Origin of the sequence: Pantoea sp. B623, assembly GCF_024814475.1 — a bacterium.
GTDB lineage: Bacteria > Pseudomonadota > Gammaproteobacteria > Enterobacterales > Enterobacteriaceae > Pantoea > Pantoea ananatis.
The window spans coordinates 1,929,553-1,953,564 of sequence record NZ_JANUXM010000004.1 but is presented as its reverse complement, the minus strand read 5'-3'; the positions used below and the strand labels follow the sequence as shown (position 1 = coordinate 1,953,564).

General features: G+C 56.5%; 20 protein-coding genes. 12 read left to right on the top strand and 8 right to left on the bottom strand.

What is annotated here, in order from left to right; genetic code table 11:
- Window positions 1-34: 34 nt before the first annotated feature.
- From rpsO to NXS97_RS10900, 5 genes are all read left to right on the top strand, one after another.
- A complete protein-coding gene (gene rpsO / locus NXS97_RS10915) occupies window positions 35-304 on the top strand; it encodes a 30S ribosomal protein S15 (protein WP_006121766.1) in 270 nt (89 codons plus the stop codon).
- 306 nt (window positions 305-610) lie between these two features.
- Entirely contained in the window at window positions 611-2,740 is a 2,130-nt protein-coding gene (gene pnp / locus NXS97_RS10910) for a polyribonucleotide nucleotidyltransferase (protein ID WP_014606747.1), read from the top strand.
- 129 nt (window positions 2,741-2,869) lie between these two features.
- Window positions 2,870-3,754 carry a lipoprotein NlpI gene (nlpI, locus tag NXS97_RS10905; protein ID WP_013024357.1) on the top strand — a complete coding sequence of 295 codons (885 nt, stop codon included), beginning with the start codon at window positions 2,870-2,872 and terminating at the stop codon, window positions 3,752-3,754.
- Between the two features lie 104 nt (window positions 3,755-3,858).
- On the top strand, window positions 3,859-3,939 hold the full coding sequence (gene yrbN / locus NXS97_RS23315) for a protein YrbN (protein ID WP_100208641.1): 81 nt from the start codon (window positions 3,859-3,861) through the stop codon (window positions 3,937-3,939).
- Entirely contained in the window at window positions 3,932-5,824 is a 1,893-nt protein-coding gene (locus tag NXS97_RS10900; protein ID WP_014595165.1) for a DEAD/DEAH family ATP-dependent RNA helicase, read from the top strand. The genes yrbN and NXS97_RS10900 overlap by 8 nt, the downstream gene beginning before the upstream one ends.
- Before the next feature lie 91 nt (window positions 5,825-5,915).
- Here NXS97_RS10900 and NXS97_RS10895 read toward each other — a convergent pair whose 3' ends face one another.
- From NXS97_RS10895 to NXS97_RS10885, 3 genes are all read right to left on the bottom strand, one after another.
- Window positions 5,916-6,926, bottom strand: coding sequence for a luciferase-like monooxygenase (locus NXS97_RS10895; protein WP_116219992.1), 1,011 nt, complete (start codon window positions 6,924-6,926; stop codon window positions 5,916-5,918).
- A gap of 112 nt (window positions 6,927-7,038) precedes the next feature.
- Window positions 7,039-7,923: a U32 family peptidase gene (locus tag NXS97_RS10890; protein WP_116219993.1), complete on the bottom strand. Its 885-nt coding sequence runs from the start codon at window positions 7,921-7,923 to the stop codon at window positions 7,039-7,041.
- Window positions 7,924-7,932: 9 nt separating this feature from the next.
- Complete coding sequence (locus tag NXS97_RS10885) at window positions 7,933-8,928, bottom strand: peptidase U32 family protein (protein WP_072138512.1); 996 nt, start codon at window positions 8,926-8,928, stop codon at window positions 7,933-7,935.
- Window positions 8,929-9,134: 206 nt separating this feature from the next.
- Here NXS97_RS10885 and NXS97_RS10880 point away from each other — a divergent pair, with 206 nt between their 5' ends.
- Entirely contained in the window at window positions 9,135-9,659 is a 525-nt protein-coding gene (locus NXS97_RS10880; RefSeq protein ID WP_033770460.1) for an SCP2 domain-containing protein, read from the top strand.
- Window positions 9,653-10,159, top strand: a complete 507-nt coding sequence (locus NXS97_RS10875; RefSeq protein ID WP_105079038.1) for a GNAT family N-acetyltransferase — start codon at window positions 9,653-9,655, stop codon at window positions 10,157-10,159. The genes NXS97_RS10880 and NXS97_RS10875 overlap by 7 nt, the downstream gene beginning before the upstream one ends.
- Here NXS97_RS10875 and NXS97_RS10870 read toward each other — a convergent pair.
- Window positions 10,143-10,430: a GIY-YIG nuclease family protein gene (locus NXS97_RS10870; protein WP_064373039.1), complete on the bottom strand. Its 288-nt coding sequence runs from the start codon at window positions 10,428-10,430 to the stop codon at window positions 10,143-10,145. The genes NXS97_RS10875 and NXS97_RS10870 overlap by 17 nt on opposite strands.
- An 82-nt stretch (window positions 10,431-10,512) precedes the next feature.
- On the opposite strand from NXS97_RS10870, the gene NXS97_RS10865 reads away from it, so the two are divergent.
- Window positions 10,513-10,941, top strand: a complete 429-nt coding sequence (locus tag NXS97_RS10865; RefSeq protein WP_014606741.1) for a YhbP family protein — start codon at window positions 10,513-10,515, stop codon at window positions 10,939-10,941.
- Window positions 10,942-10,980: 39 nt separating this feature from the next.
- Here NXS97_RS10865 and NXS97_RS10860 read toward each other — a convergent pair whose 3' ends face one another.
- A complete protein-coding gene (locus tag NXS97_RS10860) occupies window positions 10,981-11,502 on the bottom strand; it encodes a type 1 glutamine amidotransferase domain-containing protein (RefSeq protein ID WP_013024366.1) in 522 nt (173 codons plus the stop codon).
- A 146-nt stretch (window positions 11,503-11,648) separates the two neighbouring features.
- On the opposite strand from NXS97_RS10860, the gene NXS97_RS10855 reads away from it, so the two are divergent.
- Complete coding sequence (locus tag NXS97_RS10855; RefSeq protein ID WP_015701089.1) at window positions 11,649-12,284, top strand: NAD(P)H-binding protein; 636 nt, start codon at window positions 11,649-11,651, stop codon at window positions 12,282-12,284.
- On the opposite strand, the gene nrdG is transcribed toward NXS97_RS10855, so the two are convergent.
- Both nrdG and nrdD read right to left on the bottom strand, forming a co-directional pair.
- Window positions 12,276-12,743 (bottom strand): anaerobic ribonucleoside-triphosphate reductase-activating protein, encoded by a 468-nt coding sequence (gene nrdG / locus NXS97_RS10850; RefSeq protein ID WP_014606739.1) that lies wholly within the window; start codon window positions 12,741-12,743, stop codon window positions 12,276-12,278. The two genes, NXS97_RS10855 and nrdG, sit on opposite strands and share 9 nt — an antisense overlap.
- A complete protein-coding gene (gene nrdD, locus NXS97_RS10845) occupies window positions 12,740-14,878 on the bottom strand; it encodes an anaerobic ribonucleoside-triphosphate reductase (RefSeq protein ID WP_014606738.1) in 2,139 nt (712 codons plus the stop codon). Before nrdD ends, nrdG begins: the two co-directional genes overlap by 4 nt.
- A gap of 247 nt (window positions 14,879-15,125) precedes the next feature.
- On the opposite strand from nrdD, the gene NXS97_RS10840 reads away from it, so the two are divergent.
- Window positions 15,126-17,501, top strand: a complete 2,376-nt coding sequence (locus NXS97_RS10840) for a beta-N-acetylhexosaminidase (protein ID WP_015701088.1) — start codon at window positions 15,126-15,128, stop codon at window positions 17,499-17,501.
- A gap of 784 nt (window positions 17,502-18,285) precedes the next feature.
- Here NXS97_RS10840 and galR read toward each other — a convergent pair.
- A complete protein-coding gene (gene galR, locus NXS97_RS10835) occupies window positions 18,286-19,296 on the bottom strand; it encodes an HTH-type transcriptional regulator GalR (protein ID WP_013024371.1) in 1,011 nt (336 codons plus the stop codon).
- 187 nt (window positions 19,297-19,483) lie between these two features.
- Here galR and NXS97_RS10830 point away from each other — a divergent pair, with 187 nt between their 5' ends.
- Window positions 19,484-21,757 (top strand): molybdopterin guanine dinucleotide-containing S/N-oxide reductase, encoded by a 2,274-nt coding sequence (locus NXS97_RS10830; protein ID WP_024472194.1) that lies wholly within the window; start codon window positions 19,484-19,486, stop codon window positions 21,755-21,757.
- A 276-nt stretch (window positions 21,758-22,033) separates the two neighbouring features.
- Window positions 22,034-23,773, top strand: coding sequence for a penicillin-binding transpeptidase domain-containing protein (locus NXS97_RS10825; protein WP_014595174.1), 1,740 nt, complete (start codon window positions 22,034-22,036; stop codon window positions 23,771-23,773).
- Window positions 23,774-24,012: the final 239 nt, after the last annotated feature.

Sequence of the window (24,012 nt, the reverse complement as noted above, 5' to 3'; positions counted from 1 at the left end):
CGGCGCCCATACATTCATTTAACTGGAGTTTATTATGTCTCTAAGCGTAGAAGCTAAAGCAGAGATCGTTGCTAAATATGGTCGTGGTGCTAACGACAGCGGTTCAACCGAAGTTCAGGTTGCACTGTTGACCGCGCAGATCAGCCATCTGCAGGGCCACTTCTCTGAGCACAAGAAAGACCACCACAGCCGCCGCGGTCTGCTGCGCATGGTATCTCAGCGTCGTAAGCTGCTGGACTACCTGAAGCGTAAAGACGTTGCACGCTACAGCAGCCTGATCGAAAGTCTCGGTCTGCGTCGCTAAGTCTTAAAATCGGGTCGTCAGGGATGCCACTTAAGTGCGCTAAAACCCGACTGGCGATCTGATTTGTGCGAGTTTCATGAAAAGGGGGCCTTTATGGCCCCTTTTTTCGAGCAATGCGCAGCAATCCTGAGCAAACTCATGTATTGTTGTTGGGTGTGATCTTTGTTTGCAGAGGTTCGCGCGGCTAATGAGAGGCTTTTACCGCAGGGGCGGTTAAGGGTTGTCATTAGTCGCGAGGATGCAACGAGGATCGGTAATCAATGGCAGGCTCAATATAGCACTGCCCCGATGTTAAGGACTTTGATTTTGCTTAATCCGATCGTACGCAAATTCCAATATGGTCAACATACCGTCACGCTGGAAACCGGCATGATGGCTCGCCAGGCGACTGCCGCCGTGATGGTGAGCATGGACGATACCGCAGTATTTGTCACCGTTGTTGGTCAGAAAAAAACCAAGCCAGGTCAGGACTTTTTCCCACTGACCGTTAACTATCAGGAGCGTACTTACGCTGCTGGTCGTATCCCAGGTAGCTTCTTCCGTCGTGAAGGTCGCCCAAGCGAAGGCGAAACCCTGATTTCACGTCTGATTGACCGTCCGGTGCGTCCGCTGTTCCCGGAAGGTTTCGTCAACGAAGTGCAGGTTATTGCGACCGTTGTTTCAGTTAACCCACAGGTTCACCCGGACATCGTTGCCATGATCGGTGCTTCTGCAGCCCTGGCGCTGTCAGGTCTGCCTTTCAACGGCCCTATCGGTGCGGCACGCGTAGGTTATATCAATGACCAGTATGTACTGAACCCAACGGCTGATGAGCTGAAAACATCCCGTCTGGACCTGGTTGTTGCCGGTACACAGAACGCCGTTCTGATGGTGGAATCTGAAGCGGAAATCCTGTCTGAAGAGCAGATGCTGGGTGCGGTGGTGTTTGGCCACGATCAGCAGCAGATCGTGATTGAAAACATCAACTCCCTGGTTGCCGAAGCGGGCAAACCGCGTTGGGACTGGCAGCCAGAGCAGGCAAATACTGCACTGATTTCACGCGTTGCGGCGCTGGCCGAAACCCGTATCAGCGATGCATACCGCATTACTGATAAGCAAGAGCGTTACACCCAGGTTGGCGTCATTAAAGACGAAACCATTGCTGCGCTTCTGGCAGAAGATGAATCACTCGATGCGGCCGAAATCGGCGATATCGTTCACAGCCTGGAAAAGAATGTGGTTCGTACCCGCATCCTGAACGGCGAGCCACGTATTGATGGCCGTGAAAAAGACATGATCCGTGGTCTGGACGTGCGCACGGGCGTTCTGCCACGTACACACGGTTCCGCACTGTTCACCCGTGGTGAAACACAGGCGCTGGTGACCGCGACGCTGGGCACCACCCGCGATGCGCAGAACCTGGATGAGCTGATGGGCGAACGCACCGACAGCTTCCTGTTCCACTATAACTTCCCTCCGTACTCCGTTGGTGAGACCGGTATGGTGGGCTCGCCTAAGCGTCGTGAAATCGGTCACGGTCGTCTGGCGAAGCGCGGCGTGCTGGCCGTGATGCCTAAAGCTGAAGATTTCCCGTATACCGTGCGTGTGGTTTCTGAAATCACCGAATCTAATGGTTCCTCTTCTATGGCCTCGGTCTGTGGTGCCTCTCTGGCACTGATGGATGCCGGTGTGCCAATCAAGGCCTCTGTTGCGGGTATCGCAATGGGCCTGGTGAAAGAAGACGACAAGTTTGTTGTCCTGTCCGACATCCTGGGTGATGAAGATCATCTGGGCGATATGGACTTTAAAGTCGCCGGTAGCCGTGAAGGTATCACTGCGCTGCAGATGGACATTAAAATCGAAGGCATCACCCGCGAGATCATGCAGGTTGCGCTGAACCAGGCCAAAGGTGCGCGTCTGCACATTCTGGGCGTAATGGAACAGGCTATCAGCACGCCGCGTCAGGAAATCTCTGAGTTCGCACCGCGCATTTACACCATCAAGATCAATTCAGACAAGATCAAAGATGTGATTGGTAAAGGCGGTTCTGTGATCCGTGCGCTGACCGAAGAAACCGGTACAACCATTGAAATCGAAGATGACGGTACCGTGAAAATCGCAGCAACCGATGGTCTGAAAGCGAAAGAAGCGATTCGTCGTATCGAAGAGATCACCGCAGAAATCGAAGTGGGCCGTATCTACAGCGGTAAAGTCACACGTATCGTAGACTTTGGTGCCTTCGTCGCTATCGGCGGTGGTAAAGAAGGTCTGGTGCATATTTCTCAAATCGCCGATAAGCGCGTTGAGAAAGTGACTGACTATCTGCAGATGGGTCAGGAAGTCCCGGTGAAGGTGATGGAAGTCGATCGCCAGGGCCGCGTACGTCTGAGCATCAAAGAAGCGACAGAAACCAAGCCTGAAGCTGTTGCAGCTGAGAGCGCACCTGACGCTGAATAAGTCTTTCCTGATTTGCCTCTCCTTGCCTGGCAGGGAGAGGCTTTTGTGTCATCGCGAGGGCGGGAATCCTTGTGCACAGCAGGCGGATAACAGGATGGTTGTCCCAATGTTTGTATTCGGGAGTGGGAAATGAAGCCTTTTTTGCGCTGGTGTTTTGTTGCGACAGCTTTGACGCTGGCAGGATGCAGCAACTCCAATTGGCGTAAGAACGAAGTTCTTGCAGTACCTTTACAGCCCACACTGCAACAGGAAGTGATTCTGGCTCGCATGGAACAAATTCTTGCCAGTCGAGCCCTTACCGATGATGAACGCGCACAGCTGTTATATGAGCGCGGAGTGTTGTATGATAGTTTGGGTCTGAGGGCATTAGCGCGGAACGATTTTTCGCAAGCGCTGTCTATAAGACCAGATATGCCAGAAGTGTTTAACTATCTTGGTATATACTTAACGCAGGCGGGCAACTTTGATGCCGCCTATGAAGCGTTTGATTCTGTACTTGAGCTTGATCCAACTTACAACTATGCGCATTTAAATCGTGGTATCGCCCTCTATTACGGCGGTCGATACAAGTTAGCGCAAGATGATCTGCTGGCGTTTTATCAAGACGATCCTAACGATCCTTTCCGCAGCTTGTGGCTCTACCTGGTTGAAAGCAGGATGGATGCCGACAAAGCAAAAGTGGCGCTTAAGCAGCGTTACGACAAAGCGGTCAAGGACCAATGGGGATGGAATATTGTCGAGTTCTACCTGGGCGACATCAGCGAAGCAACACTGATGGAACGTCTCAAGGCGGACGCAACGGATAACACCTCGCTCGCTGAACATCTCAGTGAAACCAACTTCTATTTAGGTAAGTATTACCTAAGTCTGGGGGAGAAGGACAACGCAGAAGCGTTGTTCAAACTGGCGGTTGCCAACAACGTGAATAACTTTGTTGAACACCGATACGCATTGTTGGAACTGGCGCAACTCGGCCAGGCACAAGACGATTTATCAGAATCTGACCAGCAATAGCTGACGAACTTTTTTGCCTGTAAAACCTGTCAAGTCATCATCTTCAGGGATGAGGGCTTTTCTGTTCGTCAAAACTTCTAATTTGAGCCGGTTCACACTTTTTGATGAAAATGACTGAAAGTTTTCACGACGAGTTATGTAGACTGGCCGCCGCAATCAACGAGGCACGTGTACTACATGACTGATATTCAAACCACTTTTGCAGAACTTGGCCTGAACGCCGAACTCCTTGAATCACTGAACGGCATGGGCTATGTCAAGCCATCCCCAATCCAGGCTGAGTGTATTCCTCACCTGCTGGCGGGCCGTGACGTATTAGGTATGGCGCAGACCGGGAGTGGTAAAACTGCAGCGTTCTCGCTGCCGCTGTTACACAACATCGATCCAACTGTTAAAGCACCGCAAATTTTGGTGCTGGCACCGACCCGCGAACTGGCGGTGCAGGTAGCTGAAGCTGTTACCGAATTCTCTAAACATATGCGCGGTCTGAACGTGGTTGCCCTTTACGGCGGCCAGCGTTATGACGTGCAGCTGCGCGCCCTGCGCCAGGGACCACAGGTTGTCGTAGGTACTCCAGGCCGTCTGCTGGATCACCTGAAACGTGGCACGTTAGATCTGTCTAACCTGCGTGGTCTGGTGCTGGACGAAGCCGATGAAATGTTACGCATGGGCTTCATCGAAGACGTTGAAACCATCATGGCGCAGATCCCAGAAGGTCATCAGACCGCACTGTTCTCTGCCACCATGCCAGAAGCGATTCGTCGTATTACCAAGCGTTTTATGAAAGATCCGCAGGAAGTGCGCATTCAGTCAAGCATGACTACGCGCCCAGACATCAGCCAGAGTTACTGGACGGCTTACGGCCGTAAAACTGACGCGCTGGTTCGCTTCCTTGAAGCAGAAGACTTCGATGCTGCGATCATTTTCGTGCGGACTAAAAACGCAACGCTGGAAGTGGCTGAAGCGCTGGAGCGCAGCGGTTACAACAGTGCGGCACTGAACGGCGATATGAACCAGGCACTGCGTGAGCAGACGCTGGAGCGCCTGAAAGATGGTCGTCTGGATATCCTGATTGCTACCGACGTTGCGGCCCGTGGCCTGGACGTTGAGCGTATCAGCCTGGTTGTTAACTACGATATTCCGATGGACGCAGAATCTTACGTTCACCGTATCGGCCGTACCGGTCGTGCTGGTCGTGCGGGTCGCGCACTGCTGTTCGTAGAGAACCGCGAGCGTCGTCTGCTGCGTAACATCGAACGCACCATGAAGCTGACCATTCCAGAAGTTGAGCTGCCAAATGCAGAACTGCTGGGTCAGCGTCGTCTGGCTAAGTTCGCGGCAAAAGTTCAGCAGCAGCTGGAAAGCAGCGATCTGGAACAGTACCGTGCGCTGCTGGCGAAGATGCAGCCTGAAGAAGAGCTGGATATCGAAACGCTGGCTGCTGCGCTGCTGAAAATGGCACAGGGTGAGCGTCCGCTGATCGTTCCTGCTGATGCACCACGTCCAGCGCGTCGTGAATTCCGTGAGCGTGACGATCGTCGTGAGAGCCGTGATGCACGTGGTCCACGCGAAAGCCGTGATGGCGACCGCCCACGTCGCGAACGTCGTGACGTTGGCGATATGCAACTGTACCGCATTGAAGTGGGCCGTGACGACGGTGTTGAAGTGCGTCACATCGTGGGCGCAATTGCCAACGAAGGCGATATCAGCAGCCGTTACATCGGTAACATCAAACTGTTTGGTACGCACTCCACCATCGAGCTGCCGAAAGGCATGCCAGGTGATGTGCTGCAGCACTTTACCCGTACGCGTATTCTGAACAAGCCAATGAATATGCAGCTGCTGGGTGATGCTCAGCCGCATGAAGGTGGCCGTGGCGAGCGTCGTCCTGGCGCCGGTGCTGGCGAACGTCGTGGCGGCGGTGCACGTCCTGAAGGTCAGGGCCCGCGTCGTTTCTCTTCTGAGCGCCGTGAAGGTGGTCGTGAAGGCGGACGCAGCTTCAACCGCGAAGGCGGTCGTGGTCCACGTCGTGAAGACGGTGCGGCTGCACCACGTCGTCGTGACGCGTAAGCGAGCTAAATCGTCGTAATAAAAAGGGAAGCCTGCGGGCTTCCCTTTTTTTGTCCTGCTTCTGGCTTATCCCAGAAGGGCGGCTGCTGCTTTACAGGCTGCGTGCAGCGTCCATCGCCAGCTTAAACGAGTGCAGACGGGCTTGCGTATCGTAAATCTGACCGTTAACCATAATCTCATCCGCCTGGGTTTCACGCAGCAGTGAAGCCAGTCCGTGACGCACTTTCTCGACATCCCCTACCAGCGACATGCTCAGCGCCTGCTGAACGCCATACTGTTCTGACGGCGACCACAGGCTGTCCATGTTCTCGACCGGGGCAGGCAGCGGGCCCGGCTTGCCACGGCGCAGATTAATAAACTGCTGCTGCATTGAAGTGAACAGGAAACGCGCGTCGCTTTCGCTGTCAGCGGCAACCACGTTAATGCACACCGTAGCGTACGGCTCGGCGAGACGGGCTGAAGGCGTAAAGTTCTCGCGATAGACATGCAGAGCCTGGAACAGCTGGTCCGGCGCAAAGTGCGAGGCGAAGGCAAACGGCAGTCCCATTTTGGCCGACAGCTGTGCGCTGTAAAGGCTGGAACCCAGCAACCACACCGGAATTTTCAGGCCTAAACCGGGCACCGGCTGAACAGGTGGCTGCGCGCCGGCTTCCGCATCAAACCAGTCGATCAACTCAGCGACATCGTCCGGGAAGGTATCGGCCTGAATGCCCGACAGGTTGCGGCGCAGGGCCAGCATGGTGCGCTGATCCGAGCCGGGGGCGCGGCCTAATCCCAGATCGATACGGTCGGGATAAAGCGAGGCCAGAGTGCCGAACTGTTCTGCAATCACCAGCGGCGCGTGATTCGGCAACATAATGCCGCCCGAACCCAGACGCAGCTTTGTGGTGTTCGCGGCCAGATAGCCAATCAGCACAGACGTGGCGGCACTGGCAATGCCGGTCATATTATGGTGTTCAGCCAGCCAGTAACGTTCGAATCCCAGGGCTTCAGCCTGACGCGCCAGCGCGAGTGAATGGTGAAACGCATCACGAGGCGTGGCACCCTGAGGAACAGGGGCAAGATCGAGTACGGAGAGGCGAACGCTTTTTTTCTCAGACATGAGTACTCCAGAGTGTATAGCGCAGGTGTCATACCCTGCGCCATCAAGTATTGCGTAACATCCGCCATATTAAAACTTTTTACACTCGCCGTATGTTGCCTGTATGTGCCTTTCAGTCGCCAGCCTGCAAAACCATGCCCGGCAGCTTGCGCCAGTAGCCATTACAGTCCCGATTTTTCGCCAGATCCAGGGGGGCCTGCCCCTCTTCATTTGCGCGGAAACGGTCAATAAGGCTTAAGGTTTCCTCATCCTGAGGTGACAACCGCACGATATCTACATAGTTGTGCATACCAACCAGATCGTTCCCCAGGTTATAGCAGTAACCGCTCAGGGTCTGGATACCGTTCAGGACGAAAACCTGTTGCGATTCCTGTGAGAGGACCCGGCGTCCATGGGGATAATGAATACAGCAGGTTTCGCAGGCATCTTTGGCGCGATTCTCCGAACGTGCTGTAAAGCAGCGGGCTGACAGGGCCAGCGGCAAATGACCATAACCCAGCACCTCCACCTCGAACTGCTGGCGGATGCCCCTTGTCTCACACTGCTGAAGCAGCTCCACTAGCCAGTCGCGCGGCATTTCAACGGGCAAGCACCAGCGCGTCATGCCCTCTTTGACTAAAAGCTGCAGCGTATCGGCGTTATAAACATTGAGCGTGGGCCCCGCAACGAAGGGCAGCTTGCGCTCTGCCGCCATATTCACGGTGCCCAGGTCGTTGGCTTCAATAATAAACTCGCCGTTCTCTACATAGCGCTTTAGCTCTTTGAGCTCAGAAGGGGATTGCAGCAAAGCCAGCGTGCTAATGACCACCTGCTTCCCACGGGCTGACAGCATTCGTGCTAAATCCATCCAGGCGGCAAAAAGCGTGGCGCGTCGCTTGCTGCAGACGGCTTCCCCAAGACAAACAATGTCAGCGCTGCTGTCAGCAGTGAGGTGATAAAAATGTTCCAGCGTGGCGGTGGGCCAGTACCAGAGCACGGGGCCGAGAGAGTATTTCATGGTTTTTCCTCACTGCCAGTCACGATGATAGGCGCCTAAGGTGGTCTGCGTGCCTTCTGACAGGGCCCCCAGCGTTTTCATCCACTGCTGTGCCACTTCAAAGTTATCCGGCTGAGCTTGACAGCGATCGATAGCCTGACGCCAGACGCGGGCGACATCGGATACGTAGGCAGGGCTGCGCTGACGGCCTTCGATTTTTACGGAGGCAATGCCTGCCCGCATCAGCTCTGGCAACAGTTCAAGCGTATTCAGGCTGGTGGGCTCTTCCAGCACGTGATAGCGCTGGTCGTCAACCTGATAACGGCCTTTGCACAGCGTGGGATAGCCGGCGCTTTCCTCTGCGCGATAGCGATCGATCAGCACGTCATTAAGGCGCACCTCCATGCCGGCCGGCGTTTGTTGCCAGCGAACAAACTTCGCGGGGGAGCAGGCGCCTTTACTGTTTGGCGATTCACCGGTTAGCCAGGAAGAGAGGTAGCAGCGGCCCTCGGCCATGATGCACAGGCTGCCAAAGGCAAAGACCTCCAGCGGAACAGGTGTACTGCGCGCCAGCTGTTTTACCTGATGAATCGACAGTACGCGCGGCAGTACCACTCGGTGCAAATTGAAATGGCGATGATAAAAACGAATGGCCTCAAGGTTGGTGGCGGAAGCCTGCACTGACAGATGACGTTCGATGTGAGGATAGCGCGCGGTGGCATATTCCAGCGTTGCAATATCCGCCAGGATCAGCGCATCAGCACCGCTGTCTGCCGCCACATCGATAGCCCGCTGCCAGCGCTGCATGCCGTCAGGATGTGCAAAGGTATTGATCGCCACGTGCAGCTTACGGCGATGCTGATGAAGGTAGTACGCCGCTTCGTGCAGTTTCTTATCTGTAAAATTCAATCCTGCAAAGTGACGCGCGTTGGTGTCATCTTTCAGTCCGACATAAACCGCATCGGCGCCATTTTCGACCGCACTTCGTATCGCAGGCAGGTTTCCGGCCGGACACAGCAGCTCCATACTCAATCCTCTCGTGATGCAGATGGAGCACGAGTCTAGTCATGGCGCTTTGGGCAAATGTTGATTTAGGGCAGTGAAACGGTCATTGATGAGATAGCCTGGCTTTTTTTTAACCCGCTTACGATAGGTTTTATTGATCTCAAAGGAGGCGGGAATGGCACTCTATGGCAATATAGCTAAAATTTTTTGTGACAGGAGTGCAAAACGTGTTCCAGCGGTTATCTGCCAGTTTAGTCAAAAACGGCCCTAAAATCCTTAGCTTACCTGCAACACTTGCTCCCTTCATATTGAAGAAGCAGCTCTTGCAACAACTCTTAAACTGGCAATTTCGTCATGTTTTAGCCGAAGGTGAGTTAGACTTTCTTCAGGGACGCTTTTTGGGGATTGAGATTAGCGATATTAATCTCACGTGGATCACCACGCTGGAAGGCGGCCAACTGAGGGTGTTGCAGCATGCCGAAGCAGATGTCTGGTTCCGGGGCAACGCCAATGATTTGTTGCTGGTAGCAGCACGCAAAGCGGATCCTGATATGCTTTTCTTTCAGCGCCGACTGCTGATCGAAGGGGATACGGAACTGGGACTGGAGGTTAAGAACGTAATGGATGCAATTGAACTCAACACCATGCCCAAGGGGTTACGTACCGCCATTCAACAGATGGCCGCAATCGTGGAGACAACAATGCAACAGGACGCGAAAGCCGCACAGGCACGCGCGGGTGTCTCATGTTAATACGCACAGAAATTGGCGTGGATGCCGCCGGTATCGATGCATTACTGCGACGCTGTTTTCCCACCTCAGCCGAAGCCGAGCTGACTCAGGCCCTGCGTGAAGACGGGCTGCTAACGCTGGGCGTCGTCGCCACAGACGATGAAGGGCAGGTGCTGGGCTATGCCGCCTTCAGCCCGGTTACCCTGCAGGGGGAAGATCGCAACTGGGTCGGACTGGCTCCGCTGGCCGTGGATGAAAGCCTGCGTGGTCAGGGCATGGCGAAACAGTTGGTCTACGAAGGTCTGGATACGCTGAATGAGTTTGGCTACAGCGCCGTTGTGGTAAGGGGCGATCCCGCATTGTATAGCCACCTGGGTTTCGAGCCCGCAGCACGGCATGGGTTGCACTGCCGCTGGCCGGATAGCGAAGCCTCTTTCCTGGTGTACCCTCTGGCAGACAACGCGTTTGACGGGGCCGAAGGGCGCATTGAGTATTCCGTGCCTTTTAATCCACTGCGCTGAGCCAGGCGGCAAGGCTTACGGGTTGCTCGGCAACCAACTGTAGTTTTCGTTGGCGGGTCAGTTGCTTAACCTGGTACTCCAGCGCGGAAGCCTGCGACCGGTCGCCCGCCGCGCAGGCATAGACCAGCGCCAACGGGCCCTTACCGCGCAGGGCCCGCGCCCCGCGCCCACAGGCATGTTGTCCAAGGCGGCGCGCAACGTCGGTTGTGATGCCGGTATACAGCATGCCTGCGGCCGTTTGTATCAGGTAAAGTTGCCAGTGCTGACTCATAATGTGTTCCAGAAATGCCCGCCCGGCAGTGTAGCGCGCTTCTTTGCGCCGTGCTATCCGTCGCCCTTACCCGGAGTTGATTGTGTCTGACCTTGCCCATCTTGTTCGCTACCTGAAAAAGCAGCATGTGCTGTCCCTGTGCTGCTGTGCTGACGATGATCTGTGGTGTGCAAACTGCTACTACGTGTTTGATGAATTACGCATGGCTTTCTGGCTCATGACGGAGTCGGATACGCGCCATGGCCTGTTAGCAATGAAAAATAACCGCGTGGCGGGGACAATCAATGGACAGCCGAAGACGGTACTGCTGATAAAAGGCGTGCAGTATCGGGGTCATATCCGGCCGCTCAGCGAAGAAGACGCGTCTGAGGCGCGCACCGCATACCAACGTCGCTTCCCGGTTTCGCGCAAGGTTTCTGCGCCCCTGTGGGAAATTACGCTTGATGAGCTGAAAATGACCGACAATGCGCTGGGTTTCGGCAAAAAAATTGTCTGGCAACGCGAGGCGTAAATAAAGCGCCCCCTTCCTGGCGGAAAAGGGCGTGGGCCGTTACAGTGCCTGCAGAATACGCAGGGACTCACGGTTAAAGGCAGGCAGATCCGCCGGCGTACGGCTGGTGACCAGCTTGTCACCGTCAACCACCACTTCCTCATCACGGAAGTCGGCACCCGCATTGATCAGGTCGATCGCAATGGCCTTCACGCTGGTCATTTTACGACCGCGAACGCCGTTGGCGCTGATCAGCAGTTGTGGCCCGTGGCAGATAGCAAAGATGGGTTTGCCGCTGGCCACAAAGTCTTTGGTAAAGGCAACAAAGCGGTCGTCACCGCGCAGCGCATCCGGCGAGTGTCCACCCGGTAGCAGCAGTGCGTCGAATTCCGCCGGGCTAACGTCGTCGATGCTGCGATCGATGGTGACTTCAGCATCGCCCTGTTTGCCCTTCACGGTTTTACCCGCCTGTTCCTCAATGGTAACCACCTCATAGCCTGCACGTTTGTAGACTTCGGCTGGCGAGGTAAACTCAGAGTCTTCAAATTCATCGGTGATCAGAACCGCAATTCTGGTGCTCATCTATACTCTCCTTTAGGCATGTCAGGCGCATACTGCGCTATCCTGATGACCTGTTAAGCTTGGTTGTCGATTCTGAGAACGCAAGCCAGGCGGCTCACATTGGCCAGATTTTGCACGGCTGGCAGCGAAACAGGGAATATTCTGAGATGAATCGTGTATTACTGACGGGCGCAACCGGCTTAGTGGGATCCTGTCTGCTGCGTTTACTGATCGACGATCCGCGCGTGGATGAAATTATTGCGCCCAGCCGTCGTGCGCTTCCCGCAATGAACAAGGTCGTCAACCCTGTTGAAGCCGATCTCACGGATGTCCTGCGCCCGCTGGAGGCACCGCTGACGACGGTATTTTGCTGTCTTGGCACCACGCGTAAGCAGGCGGGCAGTAAAGAGGCCTTTATTCACGTGGATTACACGCTGGTGGTGGACACCGCCCTGAACGCGTTACGTCTGGGGGCCAGAAAGATGCTGGTGGTCAGTGCGCACGGTGCTAACCGTCACTCCCCCTTTTTATACAATCGCGTGAAAGGTGAGATGGAAAATGCGCTGCGCCATCAGGCGTGGCCGAGCCTGACGGTGGTCCGGCCTTCGCTGTTGCTGGGTGAACGAAAAGATAAACGTCGGGGAGAAAGCCTGATGGCTCCGCTGTTCGCCTGGTTGCCAGGCAACTGGCGTGCCGTGTCGGCTCAGGACGTGGCTCGCTGCCTGCATCACCAGGCGTTTGCCGAAGAAAATACGGGGTTCACGCTGATCGAGTCCGGCGCGATCCCCCGTGTTTCAGCGTAGATACCAGATTTTCTGATTTCGGCTGCCGCGCCACAGGAGCGTGGCATCGCGTTCTGCCTCTTCAAACCGCCCGTCAATCACCACGTCTATCCAGGGCAGGATCGCGCGCTGTGCCGGGCTGAGTGCCTGCATGTCATAGCCGGTCCACAACCAGATATCTTTGCCTGCGCACGTCTGTTTTACCCGTTTCACTAACCGACGAACATGCGGCACGTTATGAGGATGCAGCGGATCGCCGCCGCTCAGCGATAAACCCTGACGCGGGATACGCGTATCCTGTAAATCCGCTAACAGCTGCTCCTCCATTTCCAGCGTAAACGGCACGCCCGAGTCCAGCCTCCAGGTGCTCTGGTTGTAACAGCCGCGACACTGGTGCTCGCAGCCTGAGACAAACAGCGTACAGCGCGTGCCGGGCCCGTTCACGATATCCACATCGTAGTAACGATGGATGCGCATCATCCCAGCTGTCCGCTATCCAGGTGCTTCACCCGACGCTGCACTTCCTGCTGTTTACCGGCGTTAAACGGACGCGCATCCGGGCTGCCGAGATAGCCACATACGCGGCGCGTAACCGAAACCCGGGCAGGATCGTGATTGCCGCAGTTGGGGCAGGTAAAGCCGCGACTGGTGCAGGTGAATTCCCCGTTGAACCCGCATTCGTAGCACTCGTCAATCGGCGTGTTGGTGCCGTAGTAGGGCACGCGGTCATAGCTGTAATCCCACACGTCTTCCAGCGCCTTGAGGTTGTGCTGCACGTTGGGATATTCGCCGTAACAGATAAACCCGCCGTTAGCCAACGACGGATAGGGCGCTTCAAAATCGATCTTATCGTAGGGATTCACCTTCTTCTCAACGTCCAGATGGAAGCTGTTGGTGTAGTAGCCTTTATCGGTTACCCCCTTTACCACGCCAAACTGCGCGGCATCCAGACGACAGAAGCGGTCGCACAGGTTCTCACTGGGCGTGCTGTAGAGACTAAAGCCGTAGCCGGTTTCGTCTTTCCAGGCATCGGTAGCCGCACGCATATGGGCCACGATGGCAACGCCTTTAGCGCGCAGCGCCGCATCATCGAAAGGATGGTGTTGCGCGCCACTCAGGGCATTCAGGGTTTCATGCAGACCGATATAGCCCAGTGACAGCGAGGCGCGGCCATTGCGGAAAATGGGGCCAATCTCATCATCGGCATTAAGCCGCACGCCGCAGGCGCCTTCCATGTACAGGATAGGCGCAACGCGGGCTTTGGTTTTTTCGAGTCGGGCAACGCGCGTCATGAGCGCCCGCTTCGCCAGCGCCAGCCGCGCATCCAGCAAGGTCCAGAAACGGGTTTCGTCTCCGTCTGCTTCCAGCGCAATGCGCGGTAAATTAAGGCTGATGACGCCGATATTATTCCGGCCTTCATGAATCTGCTCACCGTTTTCCTCGTAAACGCCCAGAAAACTGCGGCAGCCCATGGGAGTTTTAAAGGAGCCAGTGACCTGGACCACCTGATCATAATTCAGAATGTCGGGATACATCCGCTTACTGGCACAGGTCAGCGCCAGTTGCTTAATGTCGTAGTTAACCTCTCCCGCACGGCGGTTCACGCCTTCCCGAATCGTAAAGACCAGCTTTGGGAACACGGCGGTTTTGTGATTTTTACCCAGCCCCGCCAGGCGGTTACGCAAAATGGAGGTCTGAACCAGCCGTGCCGCCCAACTCGTGCCCAGGCCAAAACCAAAGGTCACGAACGGGGTTTGCCCGTTTGCCGTGTGTAACGTATTTACCTCGTATTCCAGCGACTGGAAGGCGTCATAGCACTCTTTTTCGGTACGTTCGCGAGCATAGGCGTCCGCCTGAGGAATGTGCCAGTCCTGCGCCACGGCAAGGTGTTTTGCGAAGCTCTTTTCCACATAGGGTGCCAGCACTTCATCAATGCGGTTCAGCGTGGTTCCACCGTAAATATGGCTGGCGACCTGCGCAATGATCTGCGCCGTGACGGCCGTTGCGGTGGCGATGGATTTTGGCGGCTCGATCTCGGCATTACCCATCTTGAAGCCGTTGGTCAGCATCCCTTTCAGGTCGATCAGCATGCAGTTGAACATGGGGAAGAAGGGGGAATAATCGAGATCGTGATAGTGGATCTCGCCGCGTTCATGCGCCTGAACGACGTCCCGGGGGAGGATCTGCTGCTGCGCATAGTGCTTCGCGACGATCCCGGCCAGCAGATCGCGCTGGGTGGGGATCACTTTGCTGTCTTTATTGGCATTTTCATGCAGCAGGGCGGCGTTGGTCTGATCCACCAGACCACGAATGGCGTGATGCAGATGGCTGCGGCGCTCGCGCTCCACGTCGCGATCGTGACGATACTCAATATAGGTGCGTGCCAGCTGCGGGTAAGGCCCGGCCATGAGCGTTTCTTCCACCGCATACTGGATGTCACCGATATCCACTTCCTGACGATGGGCCAGTTGAGTGCTGACCCGATCGGCCACCGTGTCGCACCACCGTGCATCTTCCACGTTTGCCGCCCGTGCCGCAGCCTTCACTGCTGCGGCGATACGCTGTGAATCAAAGCCTACGCGGCATCCGTCGCGCTTCACCACCACCGTTGCCATTTTTTCTCCGTTAACTACATATGGGTGTGTTTTTGGATTTTAGACTCAACATGTAGTAATTGCAGTGAATTAATCGGCTTGTTTTTGACCTGAAGCAAAGAAGCCTTGAACAAGAAGATAAAATCGACACTGAAAAAAAACAGACCCGAGATCGCCTTTTCCGGCGGGCGAATTTGCTTAGCGGAGCAAAATGACTTAACTCTGTTTATCGTTCTTTTTAGCCATTGACCCGCAGGGAGCCGTGCCAATGCCGTTACGTCGAAATGTGCTGATCTGTTGTTGTGCGCTGACCTTTTCCGCCGCCGCCGATACGCTGCCGCTCATGCCGTGGCCACAGCAGGTTGAGCAACCTGCCCACGCAGGCTGGCTGACGCTCACCCCACAGCTGACGCTACAGATTGTCGGGGACACGCTGCCCGGCGCCGAAACACGCTGGCTGTCGCGCATCGCTCGCCAAACCGGCTGGCCGCTGTTACCCGCCGATCAGCCGGTTGAGCATCCCACAATTCGTATTGCCATCGCGCAGGCGGTCAACCCTGTCCCTCAGCCTGACAGCGATGAAAGTTACCAACTGGACGTCAACCGCGACGGCGTGCTGCTGAAAGCCAACAGCCGCTTTGGCGCGATGCGCGGCATGGAAACGTTACTGCAGCTGATAGAAAACAGTGCCGAAGGCACCCGTATTCCCTGGATAACGATTCACGATAAACCGCGCTTTGCCTGGCGCGGCATCCTTATCGACAGCGCCCGCCATTTTATGCCGGTCAGAACGCTGAAACGCCAGATCGATGGGATCGCGGCGGCGCGAATGAACGTGCTGCACTGGCATCTCACCGACGATCAGGGCTGGCGCTTTGCCTCCCTCCGCTATCCGCAACTGCAGCAGAAAGCCAGCGACGGGCTTTTCTATACTCAGGCGGAGATGCGTGAGGTGGTGCAGTATGCGGCTGAGCGTGGCGTGCGCGTGGTGCCGGAGCTGGATATACCCGGCCATGCCTCCGCGCTGGCGGTGGCGATGCCGGAACTGATCAGCGCGCCGGGGCCGTATCAGATGGAGCGCGGGTGGGGCGTTTTCAAACCCTTGCTGGATCCCAGCAACGAACAGGTTTATCAGGTTATTGACGCGCTGGTGGGGGAGATGGCAGCGATCTTCCCCGATCCCTACCTGCATATCGGTGGCGATGAGGTGGATCCCAGCCAGTGGCAGGCATCCGCCGCTGTTCAGCAGTTTATGCGCGATCGTGGATTAGCCGATCCCCATGCGCTGCAGGCCTGGTTCAATCAGCGCGTTGAGAAAATCCTCGAAAAACACCAGCGGCGCATGGTGGGCTGGGATGAAATTGCCCATCCCGATCTGCCGCACAGCATTCTGATTCAGTCCTGGCAGGGACAGGATGCACTGGGCACGGTAGCGAAAAACGGCTATCGCGGCATTCTGTCCACGGGTTTTTATCTCGATCAGCCTCAGCCGGCCAGCTATCACTATCGCAACGAAATCTATCCTCAGGGCCTTAACGGCCAGGATGTGGTGCAGTCGGGCGAACAGGCTCAGAGCTGGTCCTTTACCATGCCACGGTTAAAAGGCAGCCCGGTAACGGGGAGTTTCACCCTGATTAAAGGCCGCGACGGCTGGCGCGGTTTTATCGACTTTGCCGGAAAATCGCGTCGTCTGGTGAACGCCATCGACTGGCTTTCGGCGAACCGGCTGACGTTCACGGTGGATACCTGGATGGGACCGTTCAAACCGGTCGTCACCCTGGCGAACAATCAACTGAGCGGATACATGCTGGTGGGTAACGTCCGTTACGCGGCCGAAGGGCAGCGGCTCGACGCGGTGCCTAGGGGGATTCAGCCTGTGCTGCCGGATGCGCGCCAGATGCAGCAAAACCTGCTGGGCGGTGAGGCCGCGCTGTGGGCCGAAAACGTCAACAGCGCGATTATTGATACCAAACTCTGGCCGCGTGCGTTTGTGGTTGCGGAGCGGTTATGGTCAGCCCAGGATGTCACCGATCCCGACAGCATGTACCAGCGGCTGGCGGCAATGGACCGCTGGACGACCGTATCGGTGGGGCTGCAGCAGCATTATCAGGCAGACCGACAGATGACGCGGCTTGCAAACAGCACGGATATTCAGCCGCTGCGCGTGCTGGCTCAGGCGCTGGAACCGGCCCAGTATTACACTCGACAGCATCTCAAGTTTCAGGCCGGGCATTACAACTACTTTGAGCCGCTGAACCGGCTGGCCGATGTTTTACCGGCAGAAAGCGACGCCGTCAGAACACTGGATAAGCAGGTGGTCGCGCTGGTTGAAGACAGAAGCAACGTGGCGGCTGCCGCAGCTATTCGCTCTCAACTCCAACGCTGGCACGATAACGCTGCTCAGGTTGCGCCATTACTCAACGGCAGCGCGCCACTTAAGGCGCTGGAAAGCAGCGCGAAACAGGTGGATGAGCTGAGCGTCATGGGCATCAACATGGTGAATGCCTATGTCCGTAACCAGGCGTTTGGGGCCAGCGAAATGGCGCAGATGCATGCGAAGCTGGATGCGGCGGCGCAGGTGCAGGACGAAACCGTCATCGCCCTTGTCAGGCCTCTTGAGGCCCTCCTCCGCGCCTTCAAATGAATAAGCGGGTGTCCTTCGCGCCGCAGGTGTCCTTGGCCGCGGCTCATCACCCCAGCCAATAAGCTGGCGTCCTTCGCGCCGCAGGTGTCCTTGGCCGCAGCTCATCACCCCAGCCAATAAGCGGGTGTCCTTCGCGCCGCAGGTGCGTTGGCCGCGGCTCATCACCCCGGTCACTTACTGCAGTAAGCTCCCGGGGATGACTCACCTTGCCGCCTTCCTGCAACACGAATGCCACCGGCTTATTCCGCAGAAGATGAGGGATGGAAAAGACATTTTGAACAATGGTTTGGGGATGATTTGGCGGATGGGTTTCCAGCGTGGGACTGAACATATTGGTCACCTACTGCCGTAAGCTCCCGAGGATGACTCACCTTGCCGCCTTCCTGCAACACGAATGCCACCGGCTTATTCCGCAGAAGATGAGGGATGGAAAACACATACGGAACAATGGCCTGAAGCTGATTTGGCGGATGGGTTTCCAGGGGGAGGTTATGCCGCGCTGAGCGTCGCGGTAAGGCAACGATCAACTCAGGATGAGATCGCCTGGCCGCCGACTGAATGACGGCGGACCAGCTTGGGACTGAACATATTGGTCACTTACTGCAGTAAGCTCCCGGGGATGACTCACCTTGCCGCCTTCCTGCAACACGAATGCCACCGGCTTATTCCGCAGAAGATGAGGGATGGAGAAGATATACGGAACAATGGCCTGAAGCTGATTCGGCGGATGGGTTTCCAGGGGAGATTATGCCGCGCTGAGCGTCGCGGCAAGGCAAGGATCAACTCAGGATGAGGTCGCCGGGCCGCCGACAGAATGACGGCGGACCAGCGTGGGACTGAACATATTGGTCACTTCCGGCAGCGGCTGTTGATGTGCCAGCGCCAGAGCCAGTTCAGCGGCCTGCTGCGCCATGGTGACAATCGGGTAACGCACCGTGGTTAAGCGAGGGCGAACGTAGCGGGAAACCAGCACGTCATCGAAGCCGATGAGTGACATCTCTTCCGGCACCTGCACGCCGTTGTCGCTCAGCACCGCCAGGGCACCGGCGGCCATGGAGTCGTTGTAGCAGGCCACGGCGCTGAAGTTTTTACCGCGCCCCAGCAACTCCGTCATCGCCTGCTCGCCGCCGACTTCGTCCGGCTCGCCCCAGGCGACCAGCCGATCGTTGCAGGGCAGGCCGTGCTCCTGCAGCGCGTCGTAATAACCCTGCAGGCGATCCTCCGCATCGGAAATCGTGTGAGTGGAGCAGATAAACGCAATATTCTGATGGCCCAGTTGAATCAGATGGCGCGTCGCCAGCCAGGCGCCGTAGCGGTCGTCCAGCGCGATGCAGCGCTTTTCAAAACCCTTCAGCAGACGGTTCAGTAAGACCATGCCCGGCATCTGCTTCATCAACACTTCCAGCTCGCTGTCGGGGATTTTCTTGGCGTGCACCACCAGCGCCGCGCAGCGATGGCGCATCAGCTGCTCAATAGCCTGCCGCTCTTTTTGCTCATTATGGTAACCGTTACCAATCAGCAGAAAGTTGCCTGTCTGGCCCGCTACTTCATCAACGGCTTTCACCATCGCGCCAAAAAACGGGTCGGAAACATCCCCGACCACCAGCCCCAGCGTTTCAGTGGACTGCTGCGCCAGCGCCCGTGCATTGGCGTTTGGATGATACTGCAGCGACTCCATCGCCTGGCTGACCGCCTGACGTGAACTGTCACTGGCTTTAGGCGAATTGTTGATGACGCGGGAAACCGTGGCGACGGAAACTCCCGCCAACCGGGCAACATCCTTAATGGTGGCCATGCGATTACCTGATTTTGGGGAAACGTTTACACATCGCACCAGTGTTACGGAAAAGCGGGCGCACATCAAGACAACAGAATGCCAGCGCTGTCGCAAACAGGGTAAAATCAGACGGTTGGTGATGCCTTCTGTTCAGGTTGCGGCCCATGCTATGCTGCTGATCCCAACACCTGCCATAGCGATGACCATGAAAACTAAAGTGCCACATCTGGCGCACTGGGGCGCCTTTACCGCGGTAAGCGAAAACGATCGTCTTATCGGCTGCGAACCTTTTTTTGCCGACGCCGATCCCTCGCCGATGCTCAACACCATCCCGGAACTGGTTTACTCAGACAAACGTATTCGCCAGCCCATGGTGCGCCGCTCATGGCTGAAATCGCGCGAAAACAGTGACCGCACGCTGCGCGGACGCGAAGATTTTGTTGCCGTTGACTGGGAGACGGCGCTGGATCTGGTGGCAGAGGAAAATCGCCGTATTCGCGAACGCTACGGTGCATCCGGCATTTTTAATGGCTCTTACGGCTGGTCATCGGCAGGGCGCGTCAATCATGCGCGTACCCTGGTGCGCCGCTTCTATTTCCAGGGCGGCGGTGGCGTCGATCAGCAAGGCAACTACAGCTGGGGCGCCGCGCAGTTTTTCCTGCCTTACGTGATGGGCACCTACATGCCGCTGACCGGGCGCGTCACCGACTGGCCGCAGGTGGTGGAACATGCGGAGGTGTTTGTCGCCTTCGGTGGGCTGGCGTTAAAAAATGCCCAGGTGGCATCCGGCGGCGCAGGCCAGCACAGCCTGAAACCGGCGCTGGAGCAGCTGGCGGCAAAAGGCACGCCGGTGATTAACATCAGCCCGATGCGCGATGACTGCCCAGAGTTTGTTAACGCGGAGTGGATCCCGATCCGGCCGAATACCGACGTGGCGCTGATGCTGGCACTCGGTTACGAAATTTGTCAGCGTGGTGCGACAGACGAGGCGTTTCTGGCCCGTCACTGCACCGGTTGGCCACAGCTACGTGCCTATCTGCTGGGTGAAAGCGACGGCATCGCCAAAACGCCCGGCTGGGCCAGCAAGATCACCGATATCCCGGCGGATCGCATTGTACATCTGGCCCGACAGCTGATCGGCAAACGCAGTTTTATCACCTGCTCCTATTCGGTTCAGCGCGCCCACCGTGGCGAACAGCCTTACTGGATGATGATCGCGCTCTCTTCCATGCTCGGGCAGCCGGGCTTGCCGGGCGCGGGCTTCTCGTTTGGACACGGCTCGATGAACAGCGTGGGCAATCCGCGTCAGGAAGGCCCCGCGCCGATGATGAGCACCGGACCGAACCCTTCAGGCCTGTCCATTCCGGTTGCCCGCATCAGTGACATGCTGCTCAATCCCGGCCAGCCTTATGGTTTCCAGGGCGAAACTCTGCACTATCCGGACATTCATATGGTGCACTGGGCGGGCGGCAATCCGTTTCACCATCATCAGCAGCTTAACCGGCTGGTGGAAGGCTGGCAGAAGCCGGATACCGTAGTGGTCCAGGATATCGTCTGGACACCTGCGGCGCAGATGGCCGATATCGTGCTGCCCGCCACCACCACGCTGGAGCGTAATGACATCGGCGGTTCATCACGTGACCGGTTTGTACTGGCAATGCACCAGGCGATTAAGCCGCAACATCAGGCACGGAACGATTTTGATATTTTTGCCGATCTCGCCGAGCGCTTAGGCTATCGCGATACCTTCACCGAAGGGCGCAACGAGATGCAGTGGATAGAACATCTCTACCAGCAATGTGCGGTGGCGCACGGCCGTCGTGGCATTCCTTTCCCTGAGTTCGGTGAGTTCTGGCAGCGTGGCTTTGTGGAGATCCCCGAAGGCGGTAAGCCTTATATCTTTATGGAAGACTTCCGCGCCGATCCCGAGGCCAACCCGATACAGACTGCCAGCGGTAAGATTGAGCTGTTCTGCCAGACCATCGCTGACTACCACCTGGAGGATATGGCCGGGCATCCGGAATGGCGTGAGCCTCAGGAATGGCTGGGCGCGGCAGCCAGCCGTGATTATCCGCTACACATGATCTCCATTCAGCCATCGGACCGGTTACACAGCCAGTTAGATGCGACGGCTACCGTTCAGAGTAACAAAACCGCCGGGCATGAAACCCTGTATATGCATCCGCAGGATGCGGCGGTGCGGGATATCGGAGACGGTGACGAAATAGAGGTCAGCAATGCGCGCGGCAGAATACTGGCCGGCGTGCGTCTGACTGAGGGGCTGAAGCAGGGCGTGGTGATCATTTCCACCGGCGCCTGGTTTGATCCCGGTTTTGGCAAAGCGTGGCAGCCGTTTGACCGGGCGGGCAACCCCAATGTGTTAACCCTGGATATCGGCACGTCATCCCTGACGCAGGGACCCAACGCCATGAGTTGCCTGGTTGACATTAAAAAACATGCCGTTTGCACAAAAGCCTAAGGTTCACACGGCTGGTTACATTTTGCAGGCATCTGTTGCGTTTCAGTCGTGGCGAAAAAGCCGTTTCGCTTGCTACATTCAGGATCCCAGAGGTATTGATGGGTGAACATCAACTGATTTTTTCTTGATTACACCGACCTGCGTAGATACGCAGGTTTTTTTTGCCCGAAATAAACTGAACGATAACGAACTGATACACAGTTTTCCTGTGTTTTTACCCGTGCTTTGATTATAACTGCGGGATTGACCTCTTTTTTTTAAGCGCAGCGGATTGCCATGCCCCGGATTAAAAAATTACTGGGTAAAGACCAGATAAAAGCCCCGTTTAACCCTTTCCGTTTTCGCCTGATCTGCCTGGGCGTATTTACCTGCATGGCTGTTCTGCTGGTGCGCGTCGCCGATTTGCAGTTTCTTAATCAGCCCATGCTGGAACACGAGGCCGATCAGCGCTCGCTGCGTACCGTTACGCTTCCGACCAGCCGTGGCACCTTACTGGATCGCAACGGCGAAGCTCTGGCGCTCAGCGTACCGTCGCGGGATGTCATCGCCGATCCGCAGCGCGTGCTGGAGAGCAACCCTGATTTTACCAGCGCCAAGTGGGCCTATCTGGCGGCGGCATTAAGTATGCGACCAGAAGAGGTCGCGGCGCAGATCACCGCTAACCCCAAACGTCGTTTTCTCTATCTCGGGCGCAAAGTCGAACTGGGGATCGCCAAAGATATTAAAGATCTGAAGCTTAAAGGCATCAGTGAAGTCTACGACGACAGTCGCTTTTATCCGATGAGCGAAGCCTCCGCGCCGCTGATTGGTATTGTGGGGGCCGATAACACCGGCCTCAACGGACTGGAAAAGGGCTTTGATAAAGTCCTGCAGGGCCAGCCGGGTAAAGAAGTCTACCGGCAGGATGCGGCGGGGAATATTATCGCGATGATTAGCTACCAGCCGCCCACTCAGCCGCCGACGGTGCAGCTCAGCATTGATAAATTCAGCCAGTACACGCTCTACAGTAAGCTGCGCGATGGCGTGCTGCTAAACAAGGCGGATTCGGGCGCGGCGGTGCTGGTTAAAATTGATACGGGCGAGATTCTGGCGATGGCCTCTTATCCCTCGTTCAACCCCAACAACTATCAGGGGGCAACCCCAGCGCAGATGCGCAATACCGCCATTAATGACAGCTACGAGCCGGGTTCAACGGTAAAACCCCTTGTGGTGATGGAAGGGCTGGAACGTCACCTCGTCCGGCCGGATTCCGTGCTGGATACCACGCCTTACCGGGTTAACGGCCACCTGATCCGCGACGTCGGTCACTGGCCGCGCCTGACCATGACCGGCATTTTGCAAAAATCGAGCGACATCGGCGTTTCTCATATCGCCCTGGCGATGCCGGCGGAAGCCCTGGTGAACACCTACTATGCATTTGGCCTGGGTAAACCCACCGGGCTGGGGCTGACCGGCGAAAGCGTAGGGTATTTCCCGCTGCACCGCACGCGCTGGGCCGATATCGAACGCGCGACCTTTTCCTTCGGCTACGGTTTGCGCGTCACGCCGCTGCAAATTGCCCGTGAATACGCCACGCTGGGTTCCTATGGCGTTTATCGTCCGCTGTCGATCACCAAAGTGACGCCGCCGGTGCTGGGCAAGCAGGTCGCTAATCCGGAAACGGTCAAGGAAGTGGTGCACATGCTGGAAAGTGACGTCCTGCCGGGCGGTACCGGACTGAAAGCGGCGGTACCGGGCTATCGACTGGCCACCAAAACCGGTACGGCTGAAAAGATGGGCAGCAGCGGGAAGTATGATGGCGGTTATGTGAACTACACCGCAGGTATTGCCCCGGCCAGCCATCCTGAGGTGGCGCTGGTTGTAATGATTAACCATCCTACCGCGGGCGATCACTTCGGTGGCTCCGTAGCCGCGCCGGTGTTCGGTAACATCATGGGGCCGGTGCTCAAGCACATGAATATTGCCCCGGATGCCATCTACAGCAAGCCTGTGGATAGCGGTTCAGATAAATCCTAACCAAATCAAACTGTAAGTGAGGTGTGGATGTTTTTACACCTCGTTTCATTTCGCCGAATTCATTTTCCTTTTTCACCTGTCACTGACTCCTGCAGGGTGAGAGTATGGACATCCCAGAGGTATTGATGGGTGTGAAAACGGGCACTGCTCCGGCAAGGCCAATCGTTATTACACCAACCCACGCAGATGCGTGGGTTTTTTTTGCCCACTATTCCGGCCGCCAGCCCCTGTTATTCGTG